Origin of the sequence: Patulibacter sp., from assembly GCF_030655195.1 — a bacterium.
Lineage (GTDB): Bacteria > Actinomycetota > Thermoleophilia > Solirubrobacterales > Solirubrobacteraceae > Patulibacter.
This window is the reverse complement of record NZ_JAURWA010000146.1, coordinates 1-10,297: the sequence shown is the minus strand read 5'-3', so window position 1 is coordinate 10,297 and position 10,297 is coordinate 1. Positions and strand designations below refer to the sequence as shown.

Genomic DNA, 10,297 nt, shown 5'->3' with positions numbered 1-10,297 from the left:
CGACCCCGGCCCGCCCGGGACCGCGCGAACCCGGCCCTCCGAGCCGACCGGCGGCGGGCCACCCGCCGCGCCGCCGACCCCCGCGGCCCTACGCCTCGGCGAAGAACTCGGGGTGCTCGGCGCGGATCGACTCGAGGACCGAGAGCACCATCCGCAGGTGGTGGCGGAGGGCCTCCTCGGCGCGGTCGGGGTCGCGCGCCGCGACGGCCTCGAGGACGGCGCGGTGCTCGTCGATCATCTCGCCCATGTACTCCGGGACCGGCAGGCTGAGGCGCCGGACGCGGACGAGGTGACCGTCGGCGCGCTGCGCCAGCGACCAGGCGATGCCGTGGCCGGAGGCCTCGCACAGCGCCTCGTGGAAGGCGTCGTCGAGCACGAAGAAGCGGTCGAAGTCGTGGCCGGCGTGCGCCTCGTCCTGCTGCGCGACGATGGCCTGCAGCTGCAGCAGCTCGGCGTCGCCCACCCGGCCGGCGGCCAGGCGGATCGCCGCGCACTCGAGGGCCTCGCGGACGAACTGCGCGTCGGCGACGGCGCCGATCGAGATCTTCGAGACGAACGTGCCGAGCTGCGGGACGATCTCGACCATCCGGTCGTCGCGCAGGCGGACGAGCGCCTCGCGGACCGGGGTGCGGCTGACGCCGAGGGCCTCGGCAAGCTCGTTCTCCGACAGCCGCCGGCCCGGCTCGAGGCGACCGGCGACGAGCGCGTCGCGCAGCGCGTCGTACACGCGCTGACGGGTGCCGCCACGGGCGCGATCGGCGAGCGCGATCCTGAGGTCCGGCGGGGGCACGCTTGCATACTAGGTGTGCGGCCCCGCACGGTGACCGGCCGGTGACGCGTCCCGGGGCCGGACGAGCGGCCGACCGACGCGGGAAGGTGCCGCCCCACGGCACGAAGCCGCGTCGCTCCCGGCCGCGCACCGACCGACGCACGAACGTGCCGCTCAGCCGCACGAACCTGCGTCACGTGGGACCCCGCACCGACCGACGCACGAACGTGCCGCTCAGCCGCACGAACCTGCGCCATGTGGGACCCCGCGCCGACCGACGCACGAACGGGCCGCCCGACCGCACGAAGCCGCGTCGGTCCGGCCCCACCGGCCGCGACGGCGGAACGTGGTCGCGTTCGCGCCGCTCACGGCGAAGGAACCACGACCACCACCGGTCGTGGCGGAACGTGGTCGCGATCGCGCCGCTGACGGCGAAGGATTCACGACCACCCCCGATCGACGCCGGAACCTGGTCGCAATCACGTCGCCCGCAGCGCCGGAACAACGACCACCCCGCGCCGTCAGCCCCGCGGGTCCGCGATCGCGACCACCCCGCGCGGCCTAGTCCCGCGGGTCCGGGATCGCGACGTAGCGCGTCTGGAGGTACTCCTCGAAGCCCTCCGGGCCGCCCTCGCGCCCGAAGCCCGAGTCCTTGATGCCGCCGAACGGGGCGGCGGGGTTGGAGACCAGGCCGGTGTTCATGCCGAGCATGCCCGCCTCGATCGTGCGCGCCAGGCGCAGCAGCCGGGCGGCGCCCTCGGTGTAGGCGTAGGCGACGAGGCCGTACTCCGTGTCGTTGGCCAGGCGCACGGCCTCCTCCTCGTCCTTGAACGTGATCACCGGCGCGACGGGCCCGAAGACCTCCTCGTGCAGGATCCGCGCGTCGGCCGGGACGCCGGTCAGGACGGTGCCGGGGTAGTAGCGGCCGTCGGCCTTGTCGTTGCCGCCGGCGGCGACCGTCGCGCCGCGCTCCACGGCGTCGTCGACGAGCTCGCGGACCTTCTCCACCGCGGAGTCGTCGATCATCGGCCCGAGCGTGGTGCCCTCGGCGGTGCCCGCGCCCAGCTTCAGGCCGTCGGCGATCTCGACGAGGCCCTTCGTGAACTCCTCGGCGACGGCCTCGTGCACGAGGAAGCGGTTGGCCGAGGTGCAGGCCTGGCCGCCGTTGCGGAACTTCGCCACCTTCGCGCCCTCCAGGGCGGCGGGGACGTCGGCGTCGTCGAAGACGAGGAACGGCGCGTTGCCGCCGAGCTCCATCGACATGCGCAGGAGGGCCTTGCCGCCCTGCTCGGCGAGGTTGCGCCCGACCGGCGTCGACCCGGTGAACGACAGCTTGGCGGTGCGCGGGTGCTCGATCAGCGCGGTCGTGGTCTCGCGCGAGTTCGTCGTCGTCAGCACGGAGACGGCCTTGGGGTGCACGCCCGCCTCGAGCAGGATGCCGACGAGCGCCAGCATGGTCAGCGGCGTCTGCTGCGGGGGCTTGATGACGACGGAGCAGCCGGCGGCCAGCGCCGGGGCGATCTTGCGGGTGCCCATCGCCAGCGGGAAGTTCCACGGCGTGACGAACACGCACGGCCCGACGGGGTCCTTCTGCGTGAGGATGCGACCGCCCGTCGTCTCCTGGAACGCGTGGCGGCCCTCGATACGGGTCGCGCGCTCGGAGTACTCGAGCAGGAACCCGTTGGCGTAGGCGACCTCGCCCTTGGAGTCCGGCAGCGCCTTGCCCATCTCGAGCGACATCAGCTCGGCGAGCTCGTCGGCCCGCTCGTCGATGAGCTCCCACGCGCGGCGCAGGACGTTCGACCGCTCGCGGGGCGACGTGGCGCGCCAGGCGAGGAAGCCCTCCCAGGCGCCCTCCATCACGGCGTCGGCGTCGTCCGGGGTGCCGTCGGTGACGTGCGCCAGCTCGGACTCGTCGGCCTTGTTCGTGACGACGAACGTCTCGCCGCCGAGCTTCGTCCACTCGCCGTCGACGTGGCTCTGGGTCGGCACCCGGAGCGGGAGGTCGTTCGTGCGGTCTTCGGCCATGGTCATCCTCGATCTGCTCGGTTCCCGGGTCGGATCCCGACCCCTGCCGCGAGACGCTCCGCGGCTCGTCGGCCCATCCTGTCACGCGACCCCGGGCCCTCCCGGGGGACGGCCCGTCGCGGGTGCCGGCGCGGTGCCGGACGACCCGTGCGCTCGCGTACCCCGGCGGCGCGGGAGCCATGCGGTCGCTCGCCGGGACCGGGGGGACGACGGGCCGAACCGGGCCGTGGGACCACGGGGGCGCGGCTCTCGGCCGGCCGTCGCCGGTCGACCCACCCCGCCGGTCAGTCGAAGACGACGACCTGCCGCACGCCCTCGCCCTTGGCGAGGCGCTCGAAGCCGAGGTTGATCTCGTCCGGGCGCAGGCGGTGGGTCAGCAGCCGGTCGACCGGCAGGCGGCCGGCGCGGTAGAGCGCGACGAACCGGGGGATGTCGCGCTCGGGGACGCACGACCCGAGGTACGAGCCGCGCAGGGTCCGCTCCTCGGCGGTCAGCGAGACGGCCGGGATCGTCAGCTCGGCGGAGGGGTGCGGCAGGCCGACGGTGGTCGTCGTGCCGCCGCGACGCGTGGCCGCGTAGGCGGTGGCGAGCACCGTGGCCGACCCGACGGTCTCGATCCCGTGGTCCGGTCCGCCGGCGGTGGCCGCGCGGACCTGCTCGACGACGTCGTCGCCGGAGTGGATCGCGTGCGTCGCGCCCAGCGCGCGGGCCAGCTCCAGCTTCTCCTCGACGACGTCGACCGCGACGATCGGGTGGGCGCCCGCGGCGACCGCGCCGATCAGCGCCGCCAGCCCGACGCCGCCCAGGCCGAAGACCGCGACGGATTCCCCCGGTCGCACCTTCGCGGCGTTGACGACCGCCCCGACGCCGGTCAGGACCGCGCAGCCGAAGAGCGCGGCGATGTCCCACGGCACCTCCGGATCGATCCGCACGACGGAGCGCGCCGAGACGACGACGTGGTCGCTGAAGCCGGAGACGCCGAGGTGGTGGTGGACCTCGCCGTCCTCGTCGTGCAGCCGCCGCCCGCCGGCGAGGAGCTCGCCGCGACCGTTCGCGGCGGCACCGGGCTCGCAGAGCGCCGGTCGGCCCTGCCGGCACGGGTCGCACACGCCGCACGAGGGGACGAACGCCATCACGACGTGGTCGCCGACCGCGAAGCCGTGGTCGCCGTCGCCGCGGGCGGTGCCCTCCCCCAGCCCGACGACCTCGCCGGCGACCTCGTGCCCCAGCGCCATAGGCGTCGGCCGCGGCCGGTCGCCGTTGACCGTCGAGAGGTCGGAGTGGCAGAGCCCGGCGGCGCGGACCCGGATCAGCAGCTCGTCGCGACCGGGCGGGTCGAGGTGCAGCGTCTCCTGGGTGAGCGGACGGGTCTCGTCGTAGGGACGGTCGACGCCGGTCTCGCGGAGCACCGCGCCCGTGACGGTCATCCCGGTGGGTGCAGCCATCGGGCCATGCTATGCCTCGGTGGTGAACTTCGCCCGGGACACCGTGGACGCCGCCGATCCGGACGCGGTCGCCATGATCGAGCTCGCCCGCGACGGGGGCCGACGCACGTGGTCCTTCGGCGAGGTCGCCGACGGCGCGGCCCGCCTGGCCGGGGGGCTGCGGGCGCGTGGCGTGGGACGGGGCGACGTCGTCCTGACCCTGATCGGCAACCGGCCCGAGTGGGTGCTGACGATGGTCGCGTGCTTCCGGATCGGCGCCGTCGTGCTGCCGTGCACCGAGCAGCTGCGCCCCGCCGACCTGCGGGCGCGGCTCGACGCGCTGCCCGGCGGCGCGCGGCTGATCGTGGCCGACGAGCGCAACCGCGAGGTCCTCTCCGCCGCCGCCCCGGACGCCGACGTCGCCTGGATCCCCGACCCTGCGCTGCTCCACGCCGAGCCCGTCGCGGCGGTCGAGCTGGAGCCGACCGACCCGTGCCTGATCACGTTCACGAGCGGTACCTCGGGCCGGGCGAAGCCGGTGCTGCACGGCCAGCGCTACCTGACCGGCCAGGCCGTGCAGGCCGAGCACTGGCTCGGCGCCGGCCCCGGCGACGTCGTCTGGTGCACGGCCGCCAGCGGCTGGAGCAAGAGCGCGCGCAACGTCTTCATCGCCCCGTGGCTGCGCGGGGCGACGGCGCTGCTGCACGACGCGCGGTTCGATCCGGTCGAGCGGCTGCAGCTGCTCGTCCGCGAGCGGGTCCGGGTGCTCTGCATGGCCCCGACGGAGTACCGGGTGATCAGCGCGCGGGCGACGGTCCCCGAGCTGCCCGACTGCCGCGGGCTCGTGGCCGCCGGCGAGGCGCTGAACCCGGAGGTGCTGCGCGCCTGGCGCGAGGCGACGGGGCTGACGATCCGCGACGGCTACGGGCAGACGGAGACCGGGCAGCTCACGGGCGTGCCCCCGGGCGGCGAGGTCCGGCCGGGCTCCATGGGACGTCCGCTGCCGGGCGTCCGTGCGTGGATCGACGAGGGCGAGCTCGTCGTCGACCCCGCGAGCGTGCCGACGTTCTTCGTCGGCTACCTCGGCGACGACGGCGACCGACGCGACACCGGCGAGGTCTGGCGGACCGGCGACCGGGTGCGCCAGGACGACGACGGCTACCTCTTCTTCGAGGGCCGCACGGACGACGTGATCATCAGCGCCGGCTACCGGATCGGGCCGTTCGAGGTCGAGTCCGCGCTGGTCTCGCACCCCGCGGTCGCGGAGGCCGCCGCCGTCGCCGCGCCGGACCCCGAGCGCGGGTCGGTCGTGCGCGCAATCGTCGTCCTCCGCGACGGCCACGCGCCGTCCGACGCGCTCGTCCGCGAGCTGCAGGACCACGTCAAGGCGGCGACCGCGCCGTACAAGTACCCGCGCATCGTCGACTTCGCGGACGAGCTGCCGAAGACGTCGAGCGGCAAGGTCAAGAGGAGAGAGCTCAGGGAGGACCCGCGGTGAGCGGCGAGATCCGGGACGCTGCGGCCGTCGCCCGCGACCTGCGACGGATCGTCGGCGACGCGCACGTGCTCGAGCCGGTGCCCGCCGAGCTGCTGCAGGACGCGACCGAGACGCGCGGGGTGCGCGGGTCGGCGCTGGCCGCCGTCGTGCCCGCCGACGCCGAGGAGGTCGCCGCCGTCGTCCGCTGGGCGGGGGCGCAGGGCGTGCCGGTCGTGCCGCGCGGCGGAGGGACCGGCTACTCGGGCGGCGCGGTGCCCGACGCCGGCTCGGTCGTCCTCTCGACCGACCGCCTGACCGGGCCCGGGCGCCTCGTCCCCGAGGCCTGGCGCGGGACCTTCGGGGCGGGCACCACCACCGCCGAGGTGCAGCGCCGCTGCCTCGAGGCCGGGCTGTTCTTCGGGCCGAACCCCGGGTCGGCGGAGTCCTGCCGGATCGGCGGGAACGTCGCCACGAACGCCGGGGGTCCGCGCTCGTTCCGCCACGGCTCGACCCGGGCCTGGGTCGGCGGTCTGGAGGTCGTCCTGCCCGGCGGCGACCTCGTCCGGCTCGGCGGCGACGCCCGCAAGTCCGTCGAGACGCTCGACCTGCTCGGCCTGGTCTGCGGGAGCGAGGGCACGCTGGGCGTGGTCTGCGAGGTGACCCTGCGGCTGCAACCCGCCCCCGAGATCGCCCTGCCGGTGCTCGCGGTCTACCCCGACCGCGCGACGGGGCTCCGGGCGATCGCGGCCGTGATGGCCTGCGGGGTGGTCCCCACGGCGCTCGAGTTCCTCGACGGCGGCGCGCTGCGGGCTTCCGCGGCGGCGTTCCCCGGCGGTCTGCCGGACGACGCGGCGTTCGCGGTGCTCGCCGAGGCGCTCGGCACGACGGAGGTCGCGCGACTCGAGGCCGCGGCGCTGGCGGACGCCCTCGCCGACGACGCGCTCGCGCTCCGTCGGCCGGACTCCCGCGCCGAGGTCGACGCGCTCTGGCGCTGGCGCGACGGGGTGTCCCTGGCCGTCGTCGCGGCCCGCGGCGGCAAGCTGTCGGAGGACGTCGTGGTCCCCGTCGAGCGGCTCGGCGAGGCCCTGGAGTCCGTCGACCGCCTGGGGGCCGAGCACGGCGTGCCGGTCACGTCCTGGGGGCACGCCGGCGACGGCATCCTGCACGCCACGGTGCTCGTCGACCGGTCCGACGAGGCCGCATTGGCCGGGGCGCGTGGGGCCGCCCACGCGATGCTCGGCATCGCCGCCGACCTGGGCGGCTCGCTGAGCGGGGAGCACGGCATCGGCGCCGTCAAGCTCGCGGGCGCGGCGACGCTGGATCCGGCGGTCCTCGCGGCGCAACGGGCGGTCAAGGACGCCCTGGACCCGCGGGGGATCATGAACCCGGGGCGCAAGCTGCCGCCGGGCTGACGACCAGTCCGCTCGGACACGGGACGCCACCGACCTGGTGACGGACCGACTCACGCGCGGGTCGCCGCCGATCCGGAGGTTCCGGACCGGCGGCGTCCGCGGTCCTGGGTGCGACGGGACGGGACCTGGGACGGGTCCCGGGCGGGACGGACCACGCCTCTCAGGAACGTACCTGTTCACCGATGCGGGCCGGGTGAAGGGCGTGTGAACGTCGGACCGGACCGTGCGTCCGGTCCCCGGGGGCGCGTCGCGCCCGGCCCTCGCCCCGCCCCACCCGGCCTCCGGCCCGCGACGCCCGGGCGTCGCGCCCGGCCCGCCCGGGATCAGCCCCCGACGCTCACCCGCAGGATCCGGTCGTCGCCCGACCGGACCTCGCCGCGGCCGTCGCGGTTGGAGGTCCCGATCCAGAGCGAGCCGTCCGGCGCCGCCGTGACGGCGCGGATCCGGCCGTAGCGGCCGACGAGCGAGGCGGTCGCCTTGCCGGCGCGCGCGCCCCGCAGCGGGATCGTCCACAGCCGCTCGCCGCCGAGGCCCGCGACGTAGAGCCGCGAACCGACGATCGCGGCGCCGCTGGGCGAGGACTCCGACGTCCGCCACGTGACCTGCGGGTTGGTGTACCGACCGCCGTCGGTGTCACCGCGGCCCTCGATCTCGGGCCAGCCGTAGTTCTTGCCCTTCTCGATCAGGTTGACCTCGTCGAAGGTGTTCTGCCCGAACTCCGGCGCCCACAGGCGACCGCTCCGGTCGAACGCCAGGCCCTGCGGGTTGCGGTGCCCCAGCGACCAGACGCGCGAGCCCTCGATCGGGTTGTCCGACGGCACCGAGCCGGTCGGGTTCATGCGGAGGATCTTGCCGTTCTGCGAGCCCCGGTCCTGGGAGGCCGAGGTGTTCCCGGCGTCGCCCACCGTCGCATAGAGCTTGCCGTCGGGACCGAACGCCAGACGGCCGCCGTTGTGGATCTGGGCGGACTCCAGTCCCGTGAGGACCGTCCGCGGCTGGATGCGGCGGGTCGACGCGGTGAGCCGGAAGCGGACGATGCGGTTGTCCCGCGAGGTCGTCAGGTACGCGTAGACCAGGCGGTCCTTCGCGTAGGTCGGCGACACGGCCAGGCCCAGCAGTCCCCCCTCGCCACCCTCGACGACGCCGGGGACCCGGGCGAGGGTCGTGGCGCGCCGCCCGTTCTTGGCGATGCGCTTGATGACGCCGCCGCGCTCGGAGACCAGGGCGGAGTCGTCGGGCAGGAAGACGATGCTCCACGGGGTGTTCAGGCCCGTGGCGATCGTCGAGCGGACGGACACCGCCCGCGGCTGCGCGGCGTCGCCGGCCCCGGTCGTCGACCCGCTCGCGGAGGGTGCCTCGGCCGCGGTGGTCGCCGCCATCGAGGTGACGTCGCCGTCCGACGCGGTGGTGTCGGCCGCGTCGTCCGAGGACGACCCGCAGGCGGTGAGCCCGAGCACCGCCACGGCGGCGATGGCGGACGTCGTGGCGAGGCGGAGCATCACCCCATGCTGCCCGATGCGGCAGCGGCGATGCGCCACTCCGGGCGCGCAGACGCTCGTCCGCGCGTCCCCGTGGCGCCCTACTTGCGGCGCTTGCGGCGGCCGCCCGAGGAGGCCTTGGGCTTCGGGGCCGGGGCGTCGGTGGGGTCGGGCCCCTTCGATCGACCGGCACCGGCGCGCTCGGCCTCCTCGAGGACCTGGGCGCGCGAGGGCCACGGCATCGGCTCGCCGCTGTCCCACGCCGGCGGGCGACCGCCGGGCCAGCGGCCCAGCAGCGTCAGGCCGACGGCGACGAACCAGAAGCCGCGCAGGACGTTGCCCTGCGGCCCGAGCAGCGGGATCACGACGAGGAACGCCATGAGCACGCCGATCGACCCGATGACGCGGGTCAGCAGGCCCACGTTCATCGCGCTCAGCGCCGCGGCACCGAAGCCGACGGCCGTGAACAGGGACCCGATGCCGCCGGCGAACTGCAGGAACGACAGGTCGTCCTGGGCGGCGTTCAGCGCGTCGTTGGCCGCGCCGTTGTTCTGCGCGGCGGCGGCCATCTGCGTGAAGTCGTGGTACTGGACGGCCTGGTAGATCAGGGCGACGACGGTGGCCACGGCGAACAGCACGCCACCGACCGCCGGGGTCCAGAGGAACCACCGCGGGAACGACGGGCGACGGCGCCAGGCGGCGCGGATCAGCCCGTAGAGGACCGGGATCGCGAGGAGCAGACCGAGGCCGGTGCAGACCGCGGCCGCCGCGACGGTGAGCCACTGGTCGCCGTAGTGGGAGACGATGTCCGCCTGCCGGCCGGCGATGCCGTTCGGCGCGTCACCGGCGCCGTAGCGGGTCAGCGCCTGCGAGACCGAGACGACCCGGTCGACGTCGTCGTCGATGCCGCGCGAGGCGATCGTCTGCAGGATCAGCCCGATCACGGGCAGGATCCCGGCGAGGATGGCCGTCACCGCGGCGATCGGGCGCCAGCCCCGCTCGAGCTCGACCGTCGCGGCGGAGTCCATCGCTTCGGGGATCGGCTTGACGGGGCGCTGCTTGCGCTCGGTGCTCATGCGGACTTCCGGTCGGAGGTTCGGGGCGCTCGGACGCGCGACGGCACGCGACGGACGATCCAGCGCTCGGCGCTCGCCCCGGTGCGGCCGACGCGCTCCACGGTACCGACGAGCACGTCGAGGCCGGGGCCCGCCACGCGCAGGGCGATCTCGAGCCGCCCGCGCCAGGCGCGCTGTCGGGGGCTGAGTCGGGCCACGGCCGGTGATTCTACGGACACGGGATACGGTTGGCCCGTGCCTGCGCCACCCCCCACCGGCGCGACCGGAGCCCCGACGGCCGCGCGCACCGCGACCGGCGACCCGGCCCCGGACGTCTGCCCGGCCTGCGGCGGCCCGCTGCGCCCGTGGCGGACGGTCCCCACCAGCGACGCCTCCCTGCCCGGCGTGTTCGACCTGCTGCGGTGCGGGTCGTGCGGCAGCGCGGTGACCGCGGGGGCCCCGCCGACCTTCGAGGACGCCCACGACGGCGGGTCGTACGCGACCCGCCGACCCCGTGGGTCGGGCCTGGCGGCCCCGCTGCTGCACGCGTTCGACCGGCAGCGCCTGGCGCTCCTGGCCCGGCACGGCGCCCGCTCGGGCCGCCTGCTGGACGCCGGGGCCGGCCGCGGGCGCTTCGTCGCCGCCGCCGCCGCG

8 protein-coding genes and 1 pseudogene are annotated in these 10,297 nt (G+C 75.7%); 3 read left to right on the top strand and 6 right to left on the bottom strand.

Annotated features, from left to right (window positions below; translation table 11 throughout):
• Positions 1-88: 88 nt before the first annotated feature.
• The 3 genes from Q7T67_RS16545 to Q7T67_RS16535 all read right to left on the bottom strand — a co-directional run bounded on the left by Q7T67_RS16545 (position 89) and on the right by Q7T67_RS16535 (position 4,224).
• Positions 89-790: a GntR family transcriptional regulator gene (locus Q7T67_RS16545; RefSeq protein ID WP_304792153.1), complete on the bottom strand. Its 702-nt coding sequence runs from the start codon at positions 788-790 to the stop codon at positions 89-91.
• A 540-nt stretch (positions 791-1,330) separates the two neighbouring features.
• Positions 1,331-2,797: an NAD-dependent succinate-semialdehyde dehydrogenase gene (locus tag Q7T67_RS16540; protein ID WP_304792150.1), complete on the bottom strand. Its 1,467-nt coding sequence runs from the start codon at positions 2,795-2,797 to the stop codon at positions 1,331-1,333.
• Between the two features lie 284 nt (positions 2,798-3,081).
• Positions 3,082-4,224 (bottom strand): zinc-dependent alcohol dehydrogenase family protein, encoded by a 1,143-nt coding sequence (locus Q7T67_RS16535; RefSeq protein WP_370695415.1) that lies wholly within the window; start codon positions 4,222-4,224, stop codon positions 3,082-3,084.
• Positions 4,225-4,264: 40 nt separating this feature from the next.
• Between Q7T67_RS16535 and Q7T67_RS16530 the strand changes: the two genes are divergently transcribed.
• The gene (locus tag Q7T67_RS16530) at positions 4,265-5,719 is read left to right on the top strand and encodes an acyl-CoA synthetase (RefSeq protein ID WP_304792144.1); all 1,455 of its coding nucleotides are present in this window, start codon (positions 4,265-4,267) and stop codon (positions 5,717-5,719) included.
• Complete coding sequence (locus Q7T67_RS16525; protein ID WP_304792140.1) at positions 5,716-7,110, top strand: FAD-binding oxidoreductase; 1,395 nt, start codon at positions 5,716-5,718, stop codon at positions 7,108-7,110. The genes Q7T67_RS16530 and Q7T67_RS16525 overlap by 4 nt, the downstream gene beginning before the upstream one ends.
• Before the next feature lie 323 nt (positions 7,111-7,433).
• Here the strand turns inward: Q7T67_RS16525 and Q7T67_RS16520 are convergent, their stop codons facing one another.
• From Q7T67_RS16520 to Q7T67_RS16510, 3 genes are all read right to left on the bottom strand, one after another.
• The gene (locus Q7T67_RS16520) at positions 7,434-8,609 is read right to left on the bottom strand and encodes a sorbosone dehydrogenase family protein (RefSeq protein ID WP_304792137.1); all 1,176 of its coding nucleotides are present in this window, start codon (positions 8,607-8,609) and stop codon (positions 7,434-7,436) included.
• 80 nt (positions 8,610-8,689) lie between these two features.
• Positions 8,690-9,664, bottom strand: a complete 975-nt coding sequence (locus tag Q7T67_RS16515) for a hypothetical protein (protein ID WP_304792134.1) — start codon at positions 9,662-9,664, stop codon at positions 8,690-8,692.
• Complete coding sequence (locus Q7T67_RS16510) at positions 9,661-9,861, bottom strand: hypothetical protein (protein WP_304792131.1); 201 nt, start codon at positions 9,859-9,861, stop codon at positions 9,661-9,663. Before Q7T67_RS16510 ends, Q7T67_RS16515 begins: the two co-directional genes overlap by 4 nt.
• Before the next feature lie 37 nt (positions 9,862-9,898).
• On the opposite strand from Q7T67_RS16510, the pseudogene Q7T67_RS16505 reads away from it, so the two are divergent.
• Positions 9,899-10,297: pseudogene (locus tag Q7T67_RS16505) on the top strand (hypothetical protein); the annotation flags it as partial.

Excerpts from the sequence above, each read along its gene's own strand:
- Q7T67_RS16540 (WP_304792150.1), bottom strand. The coding sequence starts at position 2,797 with ATGGCCGAAGACCGCACGAACGACCTCCCGCTCCGGGTGCCGACCCAG.
- Q7T67_RS16535 (WP_370695415.1), bottom strand. The coding sequence starts at position 4,224 with ATGACCGTCACGGGCGCGGTGCTCCGCGAGACCGGCGTCGACCGTCCC.
- Q7T67_RS16520 (WP_304792137.1), bottom strand. The coding sequence starts at position 8,609 with ATGCTCCGCCTCGCCACGACGTCCGCCATCGCCGCCGTGGCGGTGCTC.
- Q7T67_RS16515 (WP_304792134.1), bottom strand. The coding sequence starts at position 9,664 with ATGAGCACCGAGCGCAAGCAGCGCCCCGTCAAGCCGATCCCCGAAGCG.